At 60.9% G+C, this 23,743-nt stretch carries 16 protein-coding genes and 1 pseudogene; 5 read left to right on the forward strand and 12 right to left on the reverse strand.

Annotation, left to right across the window (positions count from 1 at the left end):
* Positions 1-61 precede the first annotated feature (61 nt).
* Together AWC14_RS00310 and AWC14_RS00315 are read right to left on the reverse strand one after the other, a co-directional pair.
* A complete protein-coding gene (locus AWC14_RS00310; RefSeq protein WP_045384044.1) occupies positions 62-1,330 on the reverse strand; it encodes a glycosyltransferase in 1,269 nt (422 codons plus the stop codon).
* 185 nt (positions 1,331-1,515) lie between these two features.
* Complete coding sequence (locus AWC14_RS00315; protein ID WP_045384005.1) at positions 1,516-2,829, reverse strand: condensation domain-containing protein; 1,314 nt, start codon at positions 2,827-2,829, stop codon at positions 1,516-1,518.
* 459 nt (positions 2,830-3,288) lie between these two features.
* Between AWC14_RS00315 and AWC14_RS00320 the strand changes: the two genes are divergently transcribed.
* Positions 3,289-4,104: a GAP family protein gene (locus AWC14_RS00320; protein WP_045384008.1), complete on the forward strand. Its 816-nt coding sequence runs from the start codon at positions 3,289-3,291 to the stop codon at positions 4,102-4,104.
* 19 nt (positions 4,105-4,123) lie between these two features.
* On the opposite strand, the gene AWC14_RS00325 is transcribed toward AWC14_RS00320, so the two are convergent.
* The 9 genes and pseudogenes from AWC14_RS00325 to AWC14_RS00370 all read right to left on the reverse strand — a co-directional run bounded on the left by AWC14_RS00325 (position 4,124) and on the right by AWC14_RS00370 (position 13,435).
* Entirely contained in the window at positions 4,124-4,993 is an 870-nt protein-coding gene (locus tag AWC14_RS00325; RefSeq protein ID WP_272947980.1) for a glycosyltransferase family 2 protein, read from the reverse strand.
* Positions 4,994-5,046: 53 nt separating this feature from the next.
* A complete protein-coding gene (locus AWC14_RS00330; RefSeq protein ID WP_045384013.1) occupies positions 5,047-5,778 on the reverse strand; it encodes an FkbM family methyltransferase in 732 nt (243 codons plus the stop codon).
* An 88-nt stretch (positions 5,779-5,866) separates the two neighbouring features.
* Positions 5,867-6,415 (reverse strand): class I SAM-dependent methyltransferase, encoded by a 549-nt coding sequence (locus AWC14_RS00335; protein ID WP_045384016.1) that lies wholly within the window; start codon positions 6,413-6,415, stop codon positions 5,867-5,869.
* Positions 6,416-6,516: 101 nt separating this feature from the next.
* A complete protein-coding gene (locus AWC14_RS00340; protein WP_045384019.1) occupies positions 6,517-7,479 on the reverse strand; it encodes a GDP-L-fucose synthase family protein in 963 nt (320 codons plus the stop codon).
* A gap of 6 nt (positions 7,480-7,485) precedes the next feature.
* Positions 7,486-8,508, reverse strand: a complete 1,023-nt coding sequence (gmd, locus tag AWC14_RS00345) for a GDP-mannose 4,6-dehydratase (protein WP_045384022.1) — start codon at positions 8,506-8,508, stop codon at positions 7,486-7,488.
* Between the two features lie 229 nt (positions 8,509-8,737).
* A complete protein-coding gene (locus AWC14_RS00350; RefSeq protein ID WP_057003299.1) occupies positions 8,738-10,009 on the reverse strand; it encodes a glycosyltransferase in 1,272 nt (423 codons plus the stop codon).
* A gap of 119 nt (positions 10,010-10,128) precedes the next feature.
* A pseudogene (locus AWC14_RS00355) lies at positions 10,129-11,241 on the reverse strand (DegT/DnrJ/EryC1/StrS family aminotransferase); the annotation flags it as partial.
* 503 nt (positions 11,242-11,744) lie between these two features.
* Positions 11,745-12,470, reverse strand: a complete 726-nt coding sequence (locus tag AWC14_RS00365) for a class I SAM-dependent methyltransferase (protein WP_235216027.1) — start codon at positions 12,468-12,470, stop codon at positions 11,745-11,747.
* Between the two features lie 122 nt (positions 12,471-12,592).
* Positions 12,593-13,435, reverse strand: a complete 843-nt coding sequence (locus tag AWC14_RS00370) for a phthiotriol/phenolphthiotriol dimycocerosates methyltransferase (RefSeq protein WP_081968313.1) — start codon at positions 13,433-13,435, stop codon at positions 12,593-12,595.
* 282 nt (positions 13,436-13,717) lie between these two features.
* Here AWC14_RS00370 and AWC14_RS00375 point away from each other — a divergent pair, with 282 nt between their 5' ends.
* Positions 13,718-15,121: a hypothetical protein gene (locus tag AWC14_RS00375; protein WP_045384027.1), complete on the forward strand. Its 1,404-nt coding sequence runs from the start codon at positions 13,718-13,720 to the stop codon at positions 15,119-15,121.
* A 21-nt stretch (positions 15,122-15,142) separates the two neighbouring features.
* Here AWC14_RS00375 and AWC14_RS00380 read toward each other — a convergent pair whose 3' ends face one another.
* Positions 15,143-16,411 carry a glycosyltransferase gene (locus tag AWC14_RS00380; RefSeq protein WP_057003300.1) on the reverse strand — a complete coding sequence of 423 codons (1,269 nt, stop codon included), beginning with the start codon at positions 16,409-16,411 and terminating at the stop codon, positions 15,143-15,145.
* 868 nt (positions 16,412-17,279) lie between these two features.
* Between AWC14_RS00380 and AWC14_RS00385 the strand changes: the two genes are divergently transcribed.
* The 3 genes from AWC14_RS00385 to AWC14_RS00395 are packed head-to-tail and all read left to right on the forward strand — an operon-like array spanning position 17,280 to position 23,519.
* Entirely contained in the window at positions 17,280-17,699 is a 420-nt protein-coding gene (locus AWC14_RS00385) for an MmpS family transport accessory protein (protein WP_045384029.1), read from the forward strand.
* Complete coding sequence (locus tag AWC14_RS00390) at positions 17,696-20,581, forward strand: MMPL/RND family transporter (protein ID WP_045384030.1); 2,886 nt, start codon at positions 17,696-17,698, stop codon at positions 20,579-20,581. Before AWC14_RS00385 ends, AWC14_RS00390 begins: the two co-directional genes overlap by 4 nt.
* 22 nt (positions 20,582-20,603) lie before the next feature.
* Complete coding sequence (locus AWC14_RS00395) at positions 20,604-23,519, forward strand: MMPL/RND family transporter (RefSeq protein ID WP_057003301.1); 2,916 nt, start codon at positions 20,604-20,606, stop codon at positions 23,517-23,519.
* The last annotated feature ends 224 nt before the right edge of the window (positions 23,520-23,743 follow it).

The raw sequence follows: 23,743 nt of genomic DNA on the forward strand, positions 1-23,743 counted from the left end.
CGTCCTCAGATCCTTCGGCGGTGCGGCAACGCTTACCCTAAGTCCGCGCCGACAAAACCGATCAACCAACACGGCCGACGCGGGCGAACTTTTCCACGAGATCGGCTGCGGTCAGCACGCTTTCGGCTGGTTTGGTCATCTGGGAGGCAATCTCACGCGCCCGGGCGGCGTACCGCGGGGCCAGGATGGTTCGAAGGTCGTCGACCAGCGTTTCCTGCGTGGCGGTCGAAAAGTGCCGAGCGGTGCCCACCTTCAATCGTTTGATCGCAGCCCCCCACAGCGTCTGATCGAGGTCCGTCGGAAGGCTCAACGTCGGGAGTCCGGCGCGCAGCCCCGCGGCCGTAGTACCTGGGGCACCGTGATGCACGACAGCACGGCACGCCGGGAAGACAGCCGCGTAATTCAGCGTGTCCACCACCTTGACGTGCTCGAAATGGGGGACGTGGCTGAAGTCGCTCGAACCGGCGCATACCAGCGCCCGCTCACCTAACTGCGCACACGCCTTGCTGATCATGGCGACCTTCTCGGCGGGAGACACCACCGGGATGCTGCCAAAGCCGAAGAAAATCGGCGGAGTTCCCGCCTCGATCCACAACGCAACCTCATCGTCGACATCTGTCGGCAACTCGATCGTCAGCGAACCGACGAAGGGCCGTTGGCCATTCCATTTGGCCCATTCAGCTGCCAGCCCGGGAAAGCAAACCTCGTCGTAGGCCTGGATTTCCAGCGATCCGCGCTCGGTGATCCGTCGCGGCGCCGACCCTTTTGTCTTCGACAGGCCCAGGTTGCTGCGCTGCGTGTCCTCGAGCTTCTTACTCCCAAGCCAAGACATCCACCAGAACACTGAAATTGCACCGCGGCCCAACGGCGCCGGCAAGGAAGGGAGGAGTTGACCGTTAGGCCGCAACGGGAAGAAATGCAGTGTGGCCAGTGGAATGTCGTGGTATTCGGCGACGTTGGCAGCGGCATTCTCGAAATTCAGGCCGGTGAATAGCAGGTCGGCACCATCCGCCAGGGATGTCAGCGTCGAGCTCATCTCCTCCCAGCGCTCAGCGACGGGCTCCCAAACTGCGCTCCGCAGTCTGTTCAAATCCCCGAGCTTCCAGAAGTGGCGGAAGAAACACGTCCAGTAGTCGCGGTGGGCATCCGCGATGCCACGCAAATCAGGTCCGTAGCCGACCGCCGTAATACCAGCCGCCTCGACGAAACCAACCAAATCCGGCGGGACAGCGATGCACACTTCGTGTCCGCGGCGCTGCAGTTCACGACCGACAGCCGCGAAGGGCTCGACGTCGCCACGACTTCCCCAGCTTGCCAGCACAAACTTCATCGCGCGGTCCTGACCTTTCACTTCACGTGGGGCGTGGTCGGCGTCAGGGCGTCGGTTATTATTCCGAATTCTTGGATCTTCGGTAAGGGTTTTCGGCTTTTGGGCGCGATAGCAGTGCGACTGCGGTTGGACTATCTACTAGCCTGGTGGGTTGCGCTGCGGGGCAGAGCATCCCGCGCGGACGTTCAGAGATGCGTGCCGGTAAGCGAGAAGTCTTTCAAGACGCTTGCAAGGTCATATCGCAACGCGTCATTCGAGTTGGGACGGCCCGGCTGATAAGCAAGGGCTGAGACAAAGACCTGTTCATGCGCTCTCCCCGCCCCCATAATCTGCAGTCCACCGAACCGGTGCACCATCGCCTCGGTCACGGCCGGGTAGTGCATCCGCATGCCGAGATAATCGGCGTCCGTGCCGTCCGGCCGGGTGGCCGCAGGGTTGATCACACCGAGGTTGGTTGAGACGACGCCGATCCCATTACCGCTGATCCCTCTGATGAGCCGCTTAGGCACCAGAGGAACGGCAGAAAACATTGCCCGCTCGTCGTCGGGCACCTCCCGGTGGCGCATCAGCGCTTCCCTGATTGCGGCGCGGATCTGGCGCAGGTCGGTCGCCGCAGGAGACGGATCGATCATGATGTCGACATTGCTGACCGCGTTGGCGCGGGTGTCGCCGGCGGTGCGCTCGTTAAATGGGATCCTCAGGTCGACCAAGCCGTCTGCGCTGACCCGTCCCCTTCGTTCGGCGAGCCGAGCCGCCAATCCCGCAAGCAGCGTCGCGCTGCTGCCGCCGAGTGAGTTTGCGCGACCCTCCCACTCGTCGGCATCAACGAACATTGTCGCAATTGGGACGGTGATGCACCGGTCGGCTGCGCCGGCGGGCAGCGCAGGTAGTGGGGCGGCAGGTCCAACTCCGCCACGACTGCGGCGAGCCACGCGCACTGCGGCGGCTACGCCGCGGCCGATCGCGCGGGCATCGCGGGCAGTTTGTCGAGCATCCTCGCGCACGGCCTGCCACCGCGTGCGCGACCCAGCAACCGGCCACCTGATCGGGTCGTCTCGGCCAAGCGCGGCATCGGCCAGCGCCTCGAACAGCCCAAGACCGTCAGTGATGGAGTGCGGGACGAGAAGGCTCACCCCGGCCCCGCCGTCGGTGAACGGCAGCACCGCCAGATGCCATCCGGGTCCCTGCTCGCAATCCAGCGGGGTCCTGGCCTGCTCGTTGAGCCAATTGTCGAATTCTTCGCGCGGTCGCGGGGATGCGACGATCTCAAGCTTTGGTGAGCCGTTGGGCGCTACCCAGCGGTGCCGGCCGAACGGCAATGGTGAGCGTTCGATACGGCGGGACAACCGCCCCCGCTGAAGATGGTCGTGAAACTTCCGCAGACCCTCGATATCGACCGCACCGTTGTACACCCAGACAGCCTGGATGACGACAGTAACTCCTGTCGCTCGTCCGAACTCAAACATCGCCTGGTCGAGCGGATCGAGCAGGTTGTCCATTTGCGTACCGTACTTTCTCACCGTTAGCCGTAGTTGCAGTTTTACTTTCAGTAGCGACCAAACCACCGCACGTCACTTCGGATATGGACCGAACTGGGGTGGCGCCCAACAAACGATCGTGACCCATACGGCCCCGTAGACGATCTGGTCAATCCGGCATCAGCAGCATGTCTTCAATAGCCGTGCGAAATTCATGGCTCGCCCTTTCCCGGCCACTATAGGACGGGTCAACGCTGGGCTCCGAGCGGCGGTCGTTCGATCATGCGCGAACGCCGTGTCCCACATACATTTTGACGGTTGCCACTATCTGACGTCTTCACTGTCAGTCCGCCGGCGAGACGCCTTAGCCGCGCGACCGGAGCTATCAAAGCTGGCTACGGCGTGTGCATCAGCGACCCCGACAACGGGGGAGCTTCAGAAGAACCAACGGACTACAGCGGCCAAGGTAGTGTTCCGGCCATGTGGAGCTCACTGGTGCTGGTGGGGTTGAGTTCCGGGCTTCTGACGGGGTTCGATCCGATGCGCCTTGGCCTCGCCCTTCTCGTTATCTCCCGACCCAGGCCTGTACAAAACCTGCTCGCATACGGGGCCGGAAACCTGATCGCATGCATTTTCACCGTGGTGCTTCCGCTGACGATGCTGCACAACACACCCATGCTCAAATCTTTTGCGGACAATTTGGCCACAAACCCGACTGTCAAGCACATTCAACTCGCGATGGGCGTGGTGGCGCTATCGATCGGTGCCCTGCTGACAGTGCATTCGGTGACGCGTTGGCGTCAGCGGGCGCACTCGTCGGCAACGAGCGGCAGTACGTCGACCCAGGTGCTGGAGTCGAATAAACCAAGTGCAATCACGCGACTGTTGGGCCGCCCGCAGGGCACGCCGCCGGAGGGTTTGTCTGCTTTCCGGCGGTTACTCCACCGGGCCCACAACGCGTGGGAAAACGGATCCTTGTGGGTTGCGGGCGCCCTCGGCCTCGGAACGGGGCCGCCCCTCGACGGGGTTCTCTTTCTCCTCGCCTTCATCGTCGCATCGGGAGCTGCGACGGGCACGCAGGCGGTCGCCGCCGTCGCATTCGTCATCGGGATGCTTGCGGTTATCGAATTCACCCTCGCCAGCTATGTGGCCGCGCCAGCGAAAACCCAGGCGATAGTGCAGCGGCTGCACGATTGGGCGCGGACCCACCGTCGGAAGATCCTGATAGCTATGTGCGCCATAGGCGGGCTCGCCCTGGTGGGCACTGGCATGGGCAGTGCCGCAGCTGGTAGCTAAGAGCCAGGCAGCCTTGTCATCAGTGCGTCGAAGAGCTCGATCTAGCTTTCCGTGCAGCCCTGGTCCTGATCAGCTGCTGACGCACGGCCAGCGGCGCCTGCCGCCAGGCCTCCTTTCGCCTCAAGAGCGCCAGCTGCCGTCGGCACGTCTCCACGGCAGACCACCAAAAGAAGACGGGCAGCCGCTTTCTGAACTCCTTGTCCGCGCCCTTGTCGGCACATACCCCGGTCATGTCGTTGTAGTGCGCGACCACGATGTCCATGTACCTGGTGACCAGTGCGGGGTTGGAGAAGCAGCGGATGTTGAAGTCCCAGTCGGCCCAGACTGGGTAGCGCAGGTTGTAGGGTCCGATGCCCGCGAATAGGTCTCGGCGGTAAAAGATCGACTGATGGCAGATGTTCGTCTCGAACAACAGGCGGTCAAGGTCGAAGGCGCCGCCCCAGCGGGACCAGGTTGAACGAATGATCACGTCGCCGTAGACCAGATCGCTGGGCTGGTGTTGGTCGATAAAGGCGGCCACGTGCGCCAGAGTGTCCGCCTCGTGCAGAGCGTCATCGGCGCCCAGGAAGAGCAACCACTCCCCACTCGCCATGCGGACACCGCGATTCATGGCGTCGTAGACGCCGTCGTCCGAGCCGGAATGGTGGACCAGGCGCGTACCGACACGGGCGCCGAAGTCATGCGCGATATCGATGGTCCCGTCCGTCGAGCCGCCGTCGACCAGGACGAGCTCAAAGTTGCTGCATGTCTGGCAGATGAGGCTGTCAAGGCAAGTAGGCAGAGTTGCCGCCGCGTTCAATGTGGGGACGATTATCGAAAACATTGGTGCGGTCATACCACTGGCCAGGTTAGCAGCGATCAGCCCGGCGTACCGCCCTGTCAGAAAAATTTCGACTCAAGGACTCGGTCCTAATTTTCTGACGAAGCTCGCGAAATTTCCGGTCAATCGTCTTCGCGGAAGAAGATCCCATCGGCCTGCAGCATTCGGCCGTTGCGGAGATCGGTGAAACAGGGCAGCAATCCCGTCAGCGTGAAACCCAAAGAATGTACGAGTTCGAGCGCCTCACGAGCGAGCATGCCGCCTTCGTACAAAGGCAGGAACGACAGTTCGAGTTGCAAGCCGACACAATGGTTGCCCACGGTTGATTTGCCACCGGCGAGCACCTGCTGTTCAAATCCCTGAACGTCAATCTTAAGAAAGGTTACATCATTCGGCCTGAGAATTTCCGACACAACGGAATCAAGTCGATGTATTGGCACATCTTCGACTCCGATATAATTTGCTGGCGGATAGATATCTTGATGACTCTTCAGCATAGGTAGGACGGAACTGCTCTGCCCAGCATTGCCTGCGACATTTATGGAGATCGTTCCATCAACATCGCCCAGTGCATGGCGTCGGCACTCCCAAAGCGGATCTTTCGATGTCCTGCTCTCCAAAATGGAAAATGGGTCCGACAGAGGTTCGAATGAGATTATACGACCCTCGTAGCCCGCCTTGCGGAGGTTGGAGGCGTATTGTCCTGAGTTGGCACCTACATCCAAAACGGCATTTACGCGATGCGTTTCTAGCTGCTGGGCAATCTGACGCTTCCAGTTCCGCTCAGAATAGCGCCGCGATACCTCGAAAGCAGCGCCACGGGCGATCAATCGAGCACGGTCCAACAAATGCATTGCATAACACTAACACCCGAATATCGCGTCGGGGAGATCGACGCGAGGGTTCGCCGGCTGACTCGAGATTCGCCGCCGGGCGCTGAATTCAATCGTTTTGTCCAGGGATCTCGACGACGATCGAGTCCAGGCCGGCACGTATCACTGCGGTGGGGAATGCCGAGCGTGCGGCTGCCGTGATCGCGTCGAGCTGGGGAAATCCAGCGAGTCCGGAGCCAAAGAGTCGTAGGTCATCAATCACGATGGTGCTGCCTGCCGGAGTTACGTCGGCGAGGCGCCGCAGCGTCGACTCCGCAGGCTCCGTCTCCTGGCCTTCGGCTGTTCCGGGGCCCGAGAAATGCCCGTCTAGGTAGACCAGCGGAGGGGTCGAGCAGTTCGCGACGATCTTCGGAATCTCGATGAGCGAATCACCGTGGATGACTGTGACATTGGGGTGACCGGCGAACCGCTGCCGGGCCGCGGCGTAGAGCTCGTCATGGAGTTCGATTGAGAACACCTGATCCGTATGCGGTATGAAAAATGCGGTGGTTTCACCTTTGTACGTGCCGGCCTCGACGAAGATCCTGTGCCCTCGCGCTTTCAGCGTGTTGAGCAGGTGACGTCGCTTGGCAATTGCGGGCGGTGAAACCAGGTGCATGCCGCGGAACCAGCCGTGTGCAGCGGCGAGGCGGTTGGGTTCTAGCGAGTTCCTACTGCGGACCAACTTCAGTGCGATACCGATGAGCCTTTGCCTCATCCTCATTGCCTCGACGCACCGATGTTCGCGCGGTACCAAGCCACCGTTGCCTCGATGCCAGCGCGCAGCGGGATTCTGGGTTGCCATCCCGCTTCCCGCAAAACCGTAACATCCAACAGTTTGCGTGGAGTTCCGTCTGGTTTGGTTGGGTCCCAGCGGGTTTCGCCGTTGTAGCCGACTGCTTTGGCCACCATGTCGGCGATCTCGCTTATGGTGTGGTCGATCCCGGTCCCTACGTTGACCTGGTTCGGTCCGTCGAAGTGTTCCAAAAGGTGCAGACAGGCGCTGGCCAGATCATCGACGTGCAGCAGCTCTCGCCGTGGAGTCCCGGTGCCCCAGTTGGTCACCTCCGGCGCGCCGCTGGCTTTGGCTTCTTCATAACGGCGAATAAGCGCCGGTAAGAGATGCGACGTGGACGCGGAAAAATTGTCGCCAGGTCCATACAGGTTGGTTGGCATCGCCGAGATCCATGCAAGCCCGTACTGACGTCTGACCGCCCGCACCTGGAGTAGTCCGGCAATCTTGGCAATCGCGTATGCGTCGTTCGTCGCCTCCAGCGGGCCGGTAAGCAGTGCGGTCTCCTTGATCGGCTGCGGGGCGAACTTCGGGTATATGCAAGAAGATCCGAGGAAAAGTAGCCTCGGTACGCGCGCGGCGACCGCAGCATCGAGCAGGTTGACCTGGATCTGCAGGTTTTCCGACAGGAAATCGACCGGATAGGTGTCATTGGCCATTATGCCGCCGACCTTGGCCGCAGCATCGATGATGACTTGGGGTTTCGCCTGGAGAACGAAGTCAAACGTCGCGTCGCGATCCGTCAAGTCGAGTTCACGATGTGATCGCACAACGAGATTGGTGAATCCCTCGGCGTGGAACTTGCGCATCAGCGCGGATCCGACCAGCCCGCAGTGCCCAGCGATATACACCGGAGATGCACGGTCGAGGACGCCGAATGACCTATCCATCTCGTGCTAGCTCCAACCGGGAAGCGAAGGCTCGTCAACCCGTGGCTTGCGGTCGGACTCGAGTGCCGCAATGTCCGCATCCACCATGATCCGCGCCAGTTCGTCGGTGTGCACGGCCGCCTTCCACCCGAGCGATTGGGCCGCCTTAGTGGCGTCACCGATCAACGAGTGGACTTCTGCCGGCCGTAGATAGCGCTCATCGAACATCACGTGCTTCTGCCAGTCGAGCCCAGCATGCTCAAATGCGGCCTGAGCGAACTCACGCACGCTGTAGCCGCGTCCCGTAGCCAGCACGAAGTCGTCCGGCTCGGGGGCTTGCAGCATCCGCCACATCCCTTCGACGTATTCGGGCGCGTACCCCCAGTCGCGAACGGCGTCGAGATTGCCCAGGTAGACGTGTGACTCGACGCCGGCTTTGATCCGAGCGACAGCTCGGGTGATCTTGCGCGTCACGAATGTCTCGCCGCGGCGGGGTGACTCGTGATTGAACAAGATGCCGTTCACCGCGAACAATCCGTACGCCTCTCGATAGTTGCGCGTTGCCCAGTAGGAGTAGACCTTGGCGGCGCCATACGGCGATCTCGGGTAGAAGGGAGTCTGCTCGCTTTGTGGTGGTGGAGACGCGCCAAACATCTCAGACGACGATGCCTGATAAAAGCGGCATTGCACCCTCGACAGGCGAACGGCTTCCAGCAGTCGCATGGATCCTATGCCGGTGGTGTCGCCGGTTTGTACGGGTTCATCAAAACTCACGCGCACATGCGACTGCGCCGCAAGGTTATACACTTCGTCGGGCTCGATGGTACTGAGCAACGTCACCAACCGGGTGCCGTCACTGAGGTCCCCATAATGCAGGAACAATCGTGCGCCGGGATCGTGCGGATCAACGTAGAGGTGATCGATCCGCGAGGTGTTGAATGTCGAAGCTCGCCGGATGAGTCCGTGGACTTCATATCCTTTGCTGAGCAGCAGTTCGGCAAGGTAGGAGCCGTCCTGCCCGGTGATCCCAGTTATGAGCGCTCGCTTCATCGGATTTCCCCTTGTTCAAGCTGCATGCTCGCCGCGGGTTTTCCGGTACCCAAAATACTGGTGACTTACGCCCCTGCGCCGCACGACGGCGAGCAATCTCGCCGGTATCGACCGCTCAGCTTTTCAGCGTGCGGGCTCTCGCTAATTCAAAGCCCATGTCGCAGCGAGCTTCGCCAAACATTTTGGCGGCCGCCTGGCACCGGTCGGCGCGCTGAGCCACCTTCGCCGATCAGCCGACCTGCCGCAAGCGTGCGAAGTTTTCCAGATGATCGGCGGCGGCCACGACGCTTTCGGCTGATTTGGTCATCCGCCTGGCGAATTCGCGGGACCGGGCAACGTAATCCGGGGCGAGGATCGTCCGCAGGTCAGCGACCAACGATTCGCGAGTAGTGGTCGAAAAGCGCCGCGCCCTGCCTATTCTCAGCCGTTTGACCATCGCACCTGTGAGCGTCTGGTTGAGATCGGTCGACAGGATCAATGTTGGCACCCCAGCGCGCAGGCCCGCATCGGTGATACCTGAGCTGCCGCGATGCACGACCGCACGGCAGGCAGGAAAGATCGCCGCGTAATTCAGCTCGCCCACCACCTTGACGTGCTCCCAATGAGGGACGTCGCTGAAGTCACTCCAGCCGGCGCCAACCAACGCCCGCTCGCCCAACTCCTCGCAAGCGCCGCTGATCATGGCCAACGTGTCTGCAGCAGACGCAACCGGGATGCTGCCGAACCCGAAGAAAATCGGCGGTATCCCCGCGGCAATCCACGACAAAGCCTCGTCATCCGCATCTGTGGGCAACTCCAGCGTCAGAGTGCCGACAAAAGGCCGCTGGCCGTCGAATTTCGCCCATTCGGCGGCCAGTCCCGGAAAGCAAACATCGTCGTAGGCCTGGATTTCCAGTGATCCACGTTCGATCATCCGTCGCGGGGCGGGGGTCGTCGCCTTCGGCAAACCGAGTTCACGACGCTGCGCGTCCTCGAGCTTTCTGGTCGTCATGCGCCACGTCAGCCATTCGTACATTTTCATCGCGGAGCGGCCCAAGCCCGCTGGTAGGAATGGTAGGAGTTGGCCGTTGGGCCGCAGCGGAAACCAGTGCAGCGTGGCCAACGGAATGTCGTGGTACTCCGCGACATTGGCTGCGGCGTCCTCGAAAGACAGGGTGGTGAACAGCAGGTCGGCCCCGTCCGCCAGCGACGTTAAGGTCCTGCTCATGTCCTCCCAGCACCGCTTACCGGGTTCCACCACCTCGCGTCCCAACCTGATGACATCCCGAATCTTCCAGAAGCTGTGAAACAAGCTCGTCCAGAAGTCGCGGTATGCGTCAATCACCGCTTGCATCTCAAGCCCATACGGGACCGCCGCAATCCCGGCCACCTCGGCAATGCCGGCCAAGTCAGGCGGGACGGCCATGCACACCTCGTGGCCTCTGCGCAGCAGCTCACGACCGACGGCCGCGCAAGGCTCGATCTCGCCGCGACTTCCCCAGGCCGCCAACACAAATTTCATCGCGGCTGCGATCCCTCCACTTCCTGTGCGCGTTGACAAGCACCGGAGTATCGGTCGTTGCCTCTGATACTTCGACCGGTTCGCAGACCAACGGACACGCGGACGAGCGGCGAGCCTCGCCGCACCGCGGCAACGACACGTGCGACGTCGTCCGGGGCCATGTAATGGTGAACCGGCAGGGAGACGATCCGTGAGCAGACATCCGCCGTGACGGTGAGGTCGGCTGACCTCACCATCTGGGGGTTGGCCATGAAGTATGGATGCAGGTGCTGCGGGGGGTTGTAGTAGTCGTGGGCACGGATCGCATATCGCCGCAGTTTGGCGAGCACCGCGGCCTTGTGGTCCGCGGACTCGCAGCACGCGCTGGCGAAGCAGACCGAGGAAGCATCCGCGTTGGGCTGGAACTGCAGACCGACGGAAGTCAGTTCGGCGCGATAGCGGTCGAAGACGGCGCGGCGGCTAGCCAAACGATCGTCGAGCCCAGGGAGTTGGCGCAGGCCGATGGCCGCGCTGAGTTCCGGCAGCTTTCCGTTCATCCCGAGCTGCGTGGATTGCCGCCCGGTGAAGCCGAAGTCGGCGAACGTGCGCGCTTGCTCGACCAGCCGGGGGTCACGAGAGACCAGCGCGCCGCCCTCACCCACCGCGAACGGCTTGGTGGCATGGAAAGAGAAGATCTCGCAGGCACCGCGTCCGCCGAGGCGCCGCCCGTCGGTGTAGGCAGAACCGAAGCCGGCGGCCGAGTCGAGCACGATCGGCAGGTCCCACTCGGCGGCGAAAGCCTCCCAGGCATCGATGTCCGGGTTGCCGACGCCAAATACATTGGGGAGCACGATCCCGGCAATGAGGTCGCGGGAGCACTCCAGGACGGCCCGCGCCGAGGGCGCACTCGGCTGCCAGGTGTCGGCGTCGATGTCGATGAACCACGGCCGGTAACCGGCCCACAGAGCAGCTTGCGCCACAGCGACGAACGTAAAGGACGGCATCAGCAGATAGCGTTCACGCGTCCCTGGGCCGACGGTGGCATGGAGCGCCGCGATGAGCGCCAGCGTGCCGTTTGCGAAGGTGGCGACGTGCAGGTCGGGCCCGAGATACTCGCCGAGCGCCGAGACGAATCGCCGTTCCTTCGGCCCGAAGTTCGTGTACCAGTTGGCGTTGACGATTTCGTCGAACTCCTCGGCAAGTTCGGCCGGCGTGGGAAAACTCGGACGGATAAAGGGGATCTCAGCGGGCATCGAGCCACCGGTTCCGAATCTGCACGAGCCACGCAGGGATACCCGTGCAGACCCTGCGGCGAGGTATCAATGCGCCGAGCCCGCTAGCGCCCCTGGGCGTCGTGCCGATCAGGGCGGCGCGGTCATTGAACGCCGTCGACGCAGGCCAAAACTTGTCAACGCGGGCCATCAGCCGCTCCAACCCGCTCCCCCCTTTTTGCCAGTGTCCTCGTAGCTCCCAGGTGGGGGCCTTGCGCAGAAGGTACGCCAAGTTGATCGAGGGTTCGCGTCAGATGACAAAACTCAGCAAATTATTTTTCGATAGCCCTAATTCGACTGAGTTCAATAAACCCACTGGTCTTGCGGCCTTTTGCACACGTGGCGAATATGCAGTCCGCCGCGCTGGCGAACCCCACCGATGGCGGGGGTTATTTTTCGTCATGCAGGCAACGTTGGGCTGGGGCGGCGACGTCGCGGTAGCGCCCGTTGTCTTCAGCACGTACTCGTCTGTTGCGCGCGTGCAATCATTGCCACTGAACGGCGGTGAGGTCAGCAGTCACGCGATCCGCAAACTTTGTTTTCTTCTGCAAGATAATTTGGTCGTACGCAGCCAGGACTTTGTATTCGCCGGCATGGTATGTCAAAAACTGATCGATTGCCCACCAGGGGTTGGCCCGCGCGCGGGGATAGCAAGGCCACAAAAAGTCGTCAAAGATCATTACCCCGCCCTGCTTCAACAGGCGCCACGCGGTGATCCCATCCATTAAAACATCGTCGGCAAAGTGGGATCCATCTACGTAAATCAGATCGAATTCGTGCTGTTCATCCAGCAGTTGCGGCAACACCTGCAGCGATGATCCCTTACGCTTCGTCAGGCGATCTGCGCACAGGGAAAGATTGCCGTCGAATCGAGCTTCCAGGTCCCGCGCGTCTGGGGTTGCGTTATACAAGTAATAGTCGATACCGGCCCATGTGTCTACCGCGGTTAGGTGCCCTTGGGTGAAGTAGGTCAAAAGAAACAGGCTTGAGCGGCCCTCCCAGGAACCAATTTCGAGGATCCGCACGGGATCTACGCGATCGAAAGTTCTGGAAAAGACAGCACACCATTGAATAACGATCACGTCATTCATATCAAACCATCGTTCTTTGAACTGACCCTTCGCAGCTCGCTCCTCAAATGCAGCGCGAACCTCCGCAACGCGGCTTGCCACACCGGACAGAACGCCAAGTTTAACCAGAAGATAGCGCACGTTGCATGTGAGAAAGTGCCACAGAACAGACGGGTGTCTACTCCCGATACGCAATAGAAAAGCGACATATCGGATGGACCAACGAATCTTGGTTGTGGTTGTCAGTCCGGCCATGTTCCTCGTCACTCACTTTGGCGGTTCGTCGCCTTAGTCAGACAGTACATCCGATATGAGTCTCGTCCGCTCTGGATGTTCCGATAGATTGCCGAGCCGTGCACCGGGAGCATGTCGCGCACCCAACGCCGCAGGAAGTGCGGTGCCACGTTTTCCATCGACTCCTGCATTCGCTCCGAGTTCAGTGTCATTCCTCGGAGCACCTCGGCGTCGATGATCCGCGACGACACCACGTACAGGCCGGGCGCGCTATTCAGGTCCGCCTCCCATTGGTCGCACACAAGTCGCTGCCGTAGATCGGTGTAAAGAAACGCCCCGCCGGGGCGCAACACGCGGGAAACCTCGGCGAGGAATCGGTCGAAATGCGGGTAGCAGTGCGATGACTCGACATTGATGACCGCGTCGAACGATTCGGCAGGAAAGGGAATATCTTCGGCGTCGCCGTGCACGAAATCCAGTCCGGGCACCTGGTGGCGGCGCCGGCAGAACTCGATACCGCCGGCGTTGACATCCATCCCGACATAGGATGCCGGCGCCAGCGCACGCGTCAGATAGGACGCGCCGCCGCCATGGCCGCAGCCTACTTCCAGCACGCGCTGGCCTGCGAGTCCCCCGGCCTGGGTGGCGGTGGCGTGATACAGCTGGATGGGGTAGCGCTCGGGTTCGTCGGCGGCGTCCAGTGGCAGGCCCATCGGCGGGTCTTGCTCGTAGCCGTAGTTGAGGAACACCGCATCGTCACCGACCCGGCGAGTCAGGTAGCGATATAGCCGTCTCTGCGCGGAATAAATGACTGCCCTCGTGACGGGCTCAAGCACGCCGTCGCGTAATGCGCGTGCGATGGTGGTGGCCATCAACGCTCCCCCTTCTGTAACGACGCCATGCGCCAACTACCCGTCAACCGGAATGTAGACCCCCGCAGCGAGTGCCGGACTCGATTATCTAAAGCGCTCGCGCGGGCTGACCGATACCGATCGGCGCTCGCTCTGCCAGCACAGCGAATCAGATACTCTCAGCTCATGAATCGGTCGGACCCCACTAAGGGCCACGCCGTCTCTCCCAGAGGCACTTTTCACGACCACGTGTACACCCCGCTGGGCGTCACGCGCGAATCCCGTGTCCTCGGAGGCTGATCGGTGCCAATTCGGTTACGTCCTGCACGCGCATCCTTAAGCAGCCGCACGCCCAAGAGCATTGCGCGACCGGACAATCGGCTCGCCTTGGTGGACCAAGCGTTGTTCGCGGGACATCGGGCTGCAGGCCAGAAGGTAGTCATCGAAGTCGTCTGGGTTTATGAGCACGCCATCGACCTCGACGGGGTAAGGCGTTTTCACCGCAACCTCGGTTACGGGTTGTTGGGGCGGCGCATCGAGCGTTCGCCGCTCCCATTCGGCCGCCATCGGTGGGTTGCAGATCGGGGACCGTCAGACATCGACGTCGTTCAACGCGCCCGGCCCCGGGCGGAACTCAGCGACTGGGCTGATGAACGTTCACAGCTACCGGTTGATCCAGAGCGGGGCCCTGGTTGGCATCTCGGTGTGCTCCCACTTACGGACGGTTCGACCGCGGTCAGCTTGGTGCTTGCCCACTACTTGATTGATGGCCTTGGGCTTGCCCTCGTGCTTGCCGACGCGATCTTGGGCAACACTCACGACCTCGGCTACCCGCCGCCTCGTTCGCGCAGTCGACTGCGCGCGGTCGTCCAGGATGCTCGCCAAACAGCGCAGGACATACCCGAGGTTGTCCGGGCGGTTGCCAGCGCGGCAAAACTGGCCCGTCGTGGCCGGCTTGAGGTTGCGCGGTCACCGGCACCCCGACCTGTCGCACTCCACAGAAGCGAGGGAGATGACGTAGTCGTCGTACCTACCATCACCATCTACATCGACCTGGATGAATGGGACTCCCGCGCGAAAGTGCTTGGCGGAACGAGTAACACGCTGGCGGCGGGGCTGGCCGTGAAGCTCGGAGAGCGCGTCGGGCGTCGACGCGCCAGCGACGGCGTTGTCACATTGCAACTGCCCATAAGCGAGCGAGTCGAGGGTGACACGCGCGCGTTCGCATTGTCGTATGCGCGCGTCAGTGTCGACCCGACCCACATAACAACGGATTTGGGTGACGCCCGTGCCGCCATCAAGGAGGCGCTGGAATCTGTGCGGGAGACGGCAGACGAGTCGTCGCAAGTGCTGTGGCTCACGCCCTTCACACCAAAACGAGCGATGAAAAGGATGGTCGATGCCGGGTTCACCGACCCCGATCGCCCGGTCTTCTGTTCTACTCTCGGCGACCTCGGCTCGGTGCTGTCACGCCTCGATGGCAGCAACGCGGAGTACGCCGCCGCACGCGTAACCGGGCAACGCATAACACGACAGTGGCTTGAGCGAATTGGCGGCCAACTGACTGTGTTGTCCGGGCGCCTAAGCGGCAAGGTCTTCATCACCGTCGTCGCATACCAACCAGGCGCCGAGAACACAAAGCCCGCACTGCGTGAGCTGGCTGCGCAGACTCTGGCGGAGTTCGGGCTCACGGGCGAGATCGACTAGCGAACATTCCACCCTCGCCCATCAGCGAACTTGCTTGAGGCGGACGAAATTTTCCACGAGATCGGCGGCGGCCGCGACGCTTTCGGCAGGTTTGCTCAGCTGACTGGCGATCTCGCGCGCCCGAGCGCTGTATTCGGGGGCGAGTATCCGGCGGAGGTCTGCGATCAGCGACCGCCGGGTAGTACTGGAAAACCGCCGGGCGGTACCCACCTTCAGCCGTTTGACCGCAGCGGCCCAGTACGGCTGATCAGCCGCCATCCACCGGATCAACTGGGGAACTCCGGCGCGCAGGGCCGCGGCGGTAGTCCCTGCGCCACCATGGTGGACGATCGCACGACAGGCCGGAAAGATCGCGGCGTAATTCACCGTGTCGACCACTTTGACATGCTCCACTGGCGGGGCGCTGCCGAAGTCTGCCCCGGCGGCGCACACCAATGCGCGCTCACCCAACTTCGCGCAGACAGCGCTGATCATGCCGATCATGTCCGCGGGAGATTCAAACGGTATGCTGCCAAACCCGAAGAAAATAGGCGGTGTCCCCGCGGCGATCCATGACAAAACCTCCTCGTCGGAATCCGTCGGCAACTCCACCGTCAGCGCGCCGACGAAGGGCCGTTGACCATTCCAATCTGACCATTCGGCCGCCAAACCCGGAAAGCAGATCTCGTCGTAGGCCTGGATTTCCAGGGATCGGCGTTCGCTAATCCGTCGCGCCGCCGGGCGGGTTGCTTTCGGCAGATTCAGTTGCCGGCGTTGTGCGTCTTCAAGCTTTTTGCTTGCGCGCCAAATCATCCACTCGCTCGCCGTCGCTACCAAGCGGTTCAAGCGGGCCGGCAAATACGGAAGTAGCTGGCCGTTGACCCGCTTCGGGTAGTAATGGAGCGTTACCAACGGCATGTCGTAGTACTCCGCGACGTTGGCAGCGGGCTGCTCGAGAACCAGGCCGGTGAAGAGCAGGTCAGTTCCGTCGGCCAGCGCCGTCAGCGTGGTGCTCGCCTCCTCCCAGCACCGGGTCGCAAGCTCCCTCGCTTTGCGCCACAATCGAACCAGATCCGGGACCCTCCAAGGCCTGCGGAAAAAACCTGTCCAGAAGTCGCGGTACACGTCTAGCGGCGCCTGGGTGTCTACCCCGTAGGTGACCGCCGCGAGCCCCGCCGACTCGGCGAAGCCAAGCAGGTCGGGCGGGACAGCCATGCGCACGTCATGCCCCCTGCGCAGCAGTTCACGGCCGAGAGCGACGCTGGGCTCGATATCGCCGCGCGTTCCATAACTTGCCAACACAAGTTTCATTCGCGGAAATCCTGGCCTTTCACTTCCCTTGCCCGTGCTGCGAAATGAAGGTGGAACGTTGTGTCGCCCGGTTCAGCCGCCCGGCAGCATAGCCCAATACCCGCGCTATTGGCATGAAACCCAGAAGTTTTGGGTAAGTGCCCGCACGCCATTGTCTTGACCGGCGGTTTCGCTGACATTACCTAATCGGAGACATATCGCAAGCTTGGCGCCGTCGCTGGACCCGCTTGACCCGTCGCATGATCAATGGGTAGACGTCGTCACCGCCATACCTTCCAGACCGCAAAAGCACTGCCGTCTGGGAATCACTGATCGGCTCGGTTTTCTCCTCGACGTTCATGGTGGGCGACAATGCCAAGCTGCGTGCCAAGCTGCACACCGCCAGGCAGGGCGGCAGCGACCGCGCATGGATCCAGCGGCGAAGGCAGCTACAGCATCGAGATCCCCGAGGATACCGCGCAGGAGAGGTGGGTGGCGCTGCCCCTCAAGCGCGAAGCCGCCCAGAACGGAACTCCATGCCCGGCCTATCCGCGCGCTGGTCAAGCACTAAAAAAGTGCGGCAGATCAACCCCAAGACAGCCGCGTAACGCCGTACTGCTCCGTTACGCACGTGCCATGCATTACGATCCCATATAGCGTTGAGAACAAGCCGTTATGGAGGCCGCCAGCATGGTTTACTCACCAAGATCTGGTCGCGCTCCCGCGGGGGCCGCTCGTTTGAAGTGATCGCCGCAGGCTGGTCTGCGACGCTCACCGCACTCGAGATGCCGGTCTGGCGTGTCGTGGCCGATGTGTAGTTGCATGGGCGGCCAGCTGACATGACGTCGGGTATGGAAACGGGTGGAGAGGATTCGCGATTTTCAGCGTTTTGAGACGGGTGTGGATTCCGCTGGTCATACTTGTAGTCATCGCAGGCGGAGGTTTCACCGTGACACGACTCCACAATATATTCGGCAACGAGAAGCGGGCCTCGTATGCCGACACCAAAGTCAACGACACCAAACCGTTCAACCCCAAGCACCTGAAGTACGAAATTTTCGGGCCGCCGGGAACCACGGCCGACATCAGCTATTTCGACGTTAATGCCGACCCGCAACGAATCGAGGGGGCGCATTTGCCGTGGACGTTGGACATGGCAACAACCGAGGCGACGGCGGTGGGTAGCGTTGTGGCGCAGGGCGACAGCAACAGCATCGGCTGCCGCATCACCGTCGACGGTGAAGTCAAAGCCGAACGCATTTCGCACGAAGTGAACGCCTTTACCTTCTGCCTGCTGAAGGCCGCATGAGCGACATCTACCAGGGCAACCAGCACACCGCGCCGCCATTTGCAGCGCGGACAATCCATCGATTTTCGGTGCCGATCATCTTGGGGTGGGTTGCGCTGATCCTGCTCGTGGGCGCCACTGTCCCGTCACTGGAGGAAGTCGAAAAAGAGCACACGGTGTCGCTGAGTCCTCCGGACGCGCCGTCATTCAAGGCGGCGAACCGCGTAGTGGAAGACTTCAAGGAAGCTACTTCCGGCAGTGTGGCGATGATCGTCTTGGAAAGCCAGCAATCCCTGGGCGATGAGGCGCATCAGTACTACAGCCACTTGATTCGTCAACTCAAGGACGATCCAAAGCATGTACAGCACATTCAAGATTTCTGGGGGGACCCCCTTACGGCGGGCGCCGCGGAAAGCGCTGACGGCAAGGCCGTGTATGTCCAATTGGACCTCGCCGGTGAGTTGGGCCAAACCCTAGGCAACGAATCGACCGAAGCCGTCCGAAACATCGTGGCGCGCACGCCGCCACCGCCCGGGCTCAAGGTGTATGTCACCGGCCCGGCGGCAATCGCGGCGGATATGGGCCACAGCGGCGATCGAACCGTCGTCACAATCACCGTGGTAAGCCTCGTCGTCATTTTCACGACATTGCTCCTCGTCTACCGCTCGGTTGTCACCGTCATTGTTCTATTGCTCATGGTCGGGATAGAACTGCAGGTAGCCCGTGGTGTAGTCGCATTTCTCGGTCATCATCAGCTTATTGGTGGCCTCACTACCTACGTGGTTAATCTGCTGACGTCCCTCGCAATCGCGGCTGGAACCGACTACGGCATATTCTTCTTCGGTCGCTATCAAGAGGCGCGTCAAGCCGGCGAAGACCGGATAACTGCTTTTTACACCACATACCACGGGGTCGCGCGCGTTGTTCTGGCCTCCGGCCTGACAATCGCCGGCGCCCTTTTCTGCCTGAGCTTTACCCGGCTGTCTGCTTTCCAAGCCATCGGTGTCCCGTGCGCGGTGGGCATGGTCGTCGCAGTTGCGGTTGCGCTCACTCTGGTTCCGGCAGTTATCGCACTCGGCAGCCGGTTTAAGCTGTTCGAGCCTAAGCGCAATGTCAGGGGCCATGGATGGCGACGGATAGGGACGGCGATCGTTCGCTGGCCCGCGCCCATTTTCGCCGCGACAATGGCAGTCGCGCTCATCGGGTTGCTGGCGCTGCCCGGATACAAACCCAACTACGACGACCAGCAGTACATTCCCAAAGACATTCCCGGCAATCTCGGATACGCCGCTGCCCAGCGGCATTTCCCCCAGGCCCGCATGATGACGCCGGAGATCCTGTTGATCGAAGCCGATCATGACATGCGCAATCCGGCAGATATGTTGGTTTTGAACAAACTGGCGAAGGGCGTCTTTGCCGTTCCGGGCATTTCCAGTGTGCAGGCCATAACCCGGCCAACTGGCGAACCGATCCAACACACGTCGATACCCTTCATGATGAGCATGGGACAGGCGAGCCAGCTGCAGAATATGCAATTCCAGAAAGCCCGCATGAATGACATGCTCAAGCAGGCCGATGATTTGGCGACAACGATCAGTCTAATGCAGCGCATGTACGCGTTGATGCAACAACTTACCGCCACCACTCATCACATGGTCGGCGAGACGCACGAAATGGTCGCCATCACCGAAGAACTGCGGGATCACATTGCGGATTTCGAGGACTTCTGGCGGCCGATCCGCAGCTACTTCTACTGGGAGAAGCACTGCTACGACATCCCCATCTGCTGGTCGTTCAGATCCATCTTCGATTCCATCGACGGGATTGACGAGGTGAGCGACAAGCTCGAGGACCTTGTCAAGGACCTCGATCAGCTTGATCTGCTCATGCCGCAGCTGCTGACCCAGTTCCCGCCCATGATCGCCACTATGCAGAGCACGCGGACCATGATGCTGACGATGCACAGCACGATGTCCGGGATCTTCAACCAAATGGAAGACTCGAGCGACAACGCGACGGCGATGGGTAAGGCGTTCGACGCCGCTAAGAACGACGATTCGTTCTATTTACCAGCGGAAGTCTTGAAGAACAAAGACGTCCAACGAATCTTGAAAGTCTTCGTGTCGCCGGACGGGAAGGCGACCCGGATGCTCATTTCCCAGCGCGGCGACCCCGCGACGGTTGAGGGTGTTTCACGGGTTGACGCGATAAAAACCGCGGCCGAGGAGGCACTCAAGGGAACACCGCTGGAAGACGCCAAGATTTACCTCACCGGCACGGCGGCGATGGTGAAAGACATCATCGACGGCTCCAAATACGATCTGTTGATCGCGGCCGTCGCGGCGCTCTGCTTGATTTTCATCATCATGCTGATCATGACGCGAAGCTTCATTGCCGCCCTGGTGATCGTGGGCACCGTGGCGCTCTCACTTGGAGCATCGTTCGGGCTGTCGGTGCTCGTCTGGCAGTACCTTCTCGGCGTCCAAATACACTGGGTCGTGCTGGCGATGTCGGTGATCGTCCTTTTGGCGGTGGGTTCTGACTACAACCTGCTGCTGGTGTCCCGCATGAAAGAGGAAATAGCGGCCGGGATAAATACAGGCATCATCCGCGCCATGGCGGGTACGGGCAAGGTCGTCACGAACGCCGGCCTGGTGTTCGCCTTCACCATGATGTCCATGGTGGTCAGCGACCTCCGCATCGTCGGCCAACTCGGTACCACCATCGGCCTCGGTCTGCTTTTCGACACGCTGGTCGTGCGCGCGTTCATGACGCCGTCCGTCGCCGCATTGTTGGGACGCTGGTTCTGGTGGCCGCAACAAGTGCGCCCCCGACCCGCCAGTGCATTACTTCGACCAGCCGGACCCCGTCCGTTGGTCCGTTCCCTGTTGCTCAAGGACTAAGCGGGTGCTTGGTGAACACCGCATGAGCACGGGACACGCCCGGCCCCCCTTGATAGGCCGGACAATCCACCGGTTTTCGGTGCTAGTCATCCTGGGTTGGGTAGCTCTGACATTGCTCGTGACTTTCGCGGTTCCATCGCTCGAGCGAGTCGGACAAGAGCATTCCGTCTCAATGAGTCCCCAAGACGCGCCGTCGGTCCAGGCCATGGTGCGAATGGGCAAGGACTTCCAAGAGTCCGATTCGGACAGCTTCGCGATGATCGTGCTGGAGGGGCAACAGCCGCTCGGCGAAGACGCTCACAAGTACTACGCCGAGTTGGTTCGCAAATTACGCGACGACTCCAAGCATGTTCAGCACGTACAGGATTTGTGGGGAGATCGACTCACGCAGGCGGGCGCCCAGAGCCCCGACGGCAAGGCCGCATATGTGCAGTTGAACCTGGCCGGAAACCAGGGCACGCCCTTAGGCGAAGAATCCGTCGCGGCCGTCCGCGATCTCGTCAATAGCACGCCGCCACCTCCCGGGGTGAAGGCCTACGTGACCGGCGCGGCGCCGCTTATCACCGATATGCAGCACAGCGGCAACAAATCCATCTTGAAGATCACCGCGGTAACCGTCGCGATGATCTTCACGATGCTGCTCCTGGTCTACCGCTCGGTCATTACCGTGGTTCTGCTATTGGTCACGGTCGGGATCGAATTGGGTGCGGCCCGCGGAATCGTCGCGTTTCTTGGTCATAACAATATTCTTGTCCTCTCGACGTTTGCTATTAACCTGCTGGTGTCCCTCGGCATCGCGGCCGGAACCGACTACGCGATATTCTTCTTCGGGCGATATCAAGAGGCGCGACAGGCCGGCGAGGACCCGGAAACCGCCTTCTACACCACCTATGGCAGCGTCGCCAAGGTAGTCTTGGCTTCCGGCCTGACCATCGCGGGGGCACTGTTCTGTCTGAGCTTCACGCGCATGCCCTACTTCCAAACCATGGGCGTCCCCTGCGCCATCGGCATGTTTGTTGCCGTCGCCGTTGCGCTGACGCTGGTCCCGGCAGTTATCGGCCTGGGCAGCCGCTTTGGGCTATTCGACCCCAAGCGCATGATCGGGGTCCGTCGCTGGCGCCGGGTCGGCACCGCGATTGTCCGCTGGCCTGCGCCCATCCTGACAGCCACTTGCGCGATTGCGCTGATCGGTCTAGTGACGCTGCCAGGCTATAAGACGAGCTACAACGACCGACTCTACATACCTCAAGACCTTCCCGCAAACATGGGATACGCGGCCGCTGACCGGCATTTTTCCCAGTCGCGAATGATGCCAGATATTTTGATGATCGAGTCCGATCACGATATGCGTAATCCGGCGGACTTTCTGGTACTGAATAAACTAGCCAAGGGCGTCTTTCGGGTGCCGGGAATCTCCCGGGTACAGGGCATAACCCGGCCCGAGGGAACACCGATCGGCCACACGTCGATCCCGTTCCTGCTAAGTCTGCAAAATGCAACCCAGCTAGAAGTTATGCAGTATGTGAAGGCGCGCACCAGCGACATGCTCAAGCAGGCCGACGACATGGCGAAGATGATCGGCATCATGCAGCACATGTACGGCCTCATGCAACAGATGAACAGCATCACGCATTCCACAATCACCCAAACAAAGGAAATGAAGCTCATCACCGATGAATTGCGTGATCACGTCGCGGATTTCGAAGATTTCTGGCGGCCGATCCGCAGCTACTTCTATTGGGAAAAGCATTGCTATGACATCCCGATCTGCTGGTCGCTGAGATCCATTTTCGATGGAATCGACGGTGTTGACGAGCTCACAGATAAAATGGGCGACCTCATCAAGGACCTCGATCAAATCGATGTGCTGATGCCTCAGATGATTCAAAATTTCCCGACCATGATCGCTACCATGCAAAGCATGCGGACCATGATGCTGACGATGCACAGCACCATGTCCGGCATCTTCAACGAGATGGACGAAATGAGCGATAACGCCATGGCATTGGGCCAGGCGTTCGACGCCGCCAAGAACGACGATTCCTTCTACCTGCCCCCGGAAGTTTTCGAAAACAAAGACTTCAAACGCGCGATGAGTTCCTTCCTGTCCCCCGACGGTAGGTCTGCCCGGTTCATAATTTCACAGCGCGGCGATCCCGCGTCGGTCGAGGGCACAGCACGTATCGACAAGGTCAAGACGGCCGCCGAGGAGGCACTCAAAGGGACGCCGTTGTCCAACGCCAAAATCTATCTTGCCGGGACGGCAGCGACCTACAAGGACTGGGGAGACGGCTCCAAATACGATCTCCTGATCGCGGGAGTAGGCTCGCTCTGCCTCATTTTCATCATCATGCTCATCATCACGCGGAGCTTTATCGCCGCGCTGGCTATTGTGGGCACGGTAGCCCTCTCGTTGGGGGCGTCCTTTGGGCTTTCGGTGCTAATTTGGCAATACATTCTCGGGATAAGATTGCACTGGATGGTGCTTCCGATGTCGGTGATCATCCTGTTGGCAGTGGGGTCTGACTACAACCTGCTGCTGGTATCCCGCATGAAAGAGGAAATCGCCGCCGGGATAAACACGGGCATCATCCGCGCCATGGGCGGTACCGGGAAGGTCGTGACGAACGCGGGCCTGGTGTTCGCGTTCACGATGATGTCCATGGCAGTCAGTGACCTGACCATCATTGCTCAAGTCGGTACGACCATCGGTCTCGGTCTGTTGTTCGACACGTTGGTTGTGCGCTCGTTCATGACGCCGTCGATTGCCGCCCTGCTCGGACGCTGGTTCTGGTGGCCGCAAGTGGTGCGCCAGCGCCCGGCAAGCGCCCTGCTTCGGCCGTACGGACCGCGTCCGCTGGTTCGATCCTTATTGCTAAGGGATGAGGACGACGACGCGATCACGGCCCCCATCCCGAGACCGGTGGCACGAGGCTGACCCGCGCTCGTCGATAGCTGCCACGCGGGCGAGCGGTAGTGCTGTTTGCATCGAATTTTCAAAAGGTTTGCCTGTCAGAATGTTTGCATCGCCGCGCAAAAGGGCAAACACCACGCCGGTGACGTCTAGCTGCACAAGTGTTGCACCATGCGGTTATGCGCTGACGCCCGAAAGACCTTCGTCGCGGCGCCTTCGGCGCCGTCGGTATCTAGAGGTTGCGAAAA

The sequence above is a fragment of the Mycobacterium kyorinense genome, from assembly GCF_002101735.1.
Classification (GTDB): Bacteria; Actinomycetota; Actinomycetes; order Mycobacteriales; family Mycobacteriaceae; genus Mycobacterium; species Mycobacterium kyorinense.

Bases quoted from the DNA above. Each gene is read 5' to 3' on its own strand.
- AWC14_RS00310 (WP_045384044.1), bottom strand. From the start codon at position 1,330: ATGAAGTTTGTGCTGGCAAGCTGGGGAAGTCGTGGCGACGTCGAGCCC.
- AWC14_RS00315 (WP_045384005.1), bottom strand. From the start codon at position 2,829: ATGGACAACCTGCTCGATCCGCTCGACCAGGCGATGTTTGAGTTCGGA.
- AWC14_RS00320 (WP_045384008.1), top strand. From the start codon at position 3,289: ATGTGGAGCTCACTGGTGCTGGTGGGGTTGAGTTCCGGGCTTCTGACG.
- AWC14_RS00330 (WP_045384013.1), bottom strand. From the start codon at position 5,778: ATGCATTTGTTGGACCGTGCTCGATTGATCGCCCGTGGCGCTGCTTTC.
- AWC14_RS00335 (WP_045384016.1), bottom strand. From the start codon at position 6,415: ATGCACCTGGTTTCACCGCCCGCAATTGCCAAGCGACGTCACCTGCTC.
- AWC14_RS00340 (WP_045384019.1), bottom strand. From the start codon at position 7,479: ATGGATAGGTCATTCGGCGTCCTCGACCGTGCATCTCCGGTGTATATC.
- gmd (WP_045384022.1), bottom strand. From the start codon at position 8,508: ATGAAGCGAGCGCTCATAACTGGGATCACCGGGCAGGACGGCTCCTAC.
- AWC14_RS00350 (WP_057003299.1), bottom strand. From the start codon at position 10,009: ATGAAATTTGTGTTGGCGGCCTGGGGAAGTCGCGGCGAGATCGAGCCT.
- AWC14_RS00370 (WP_081968313.1), bottom strand. From the start codon at position 13,435: ATGGCCACCACCATCGCACGCGCATTACGCGACGGCGTGCTTGAGCCC.
- AWC14_RS00380 (WP_057003300.1), bottom strand. From the start codon at position 16,411: ATGAAACTTGTGTTGGCAAGTTATGGAACGCGCGGCGATATCGAGCCC.
- AWC14_RS00390 (WP_045384030.1), top strand. From the start codon at position 17,696: ATGAGCGACATCTACCAGGGCAACCAGCACACCGCGCCGCCATTTGCA.
- AWC14_RS00395 (WP_057003301.1), top strand. From the start codon at position 20,604: ATGAGCACGGGACACGCCCGGCCCCCCTTGATAGGCCGGACAATCCAC.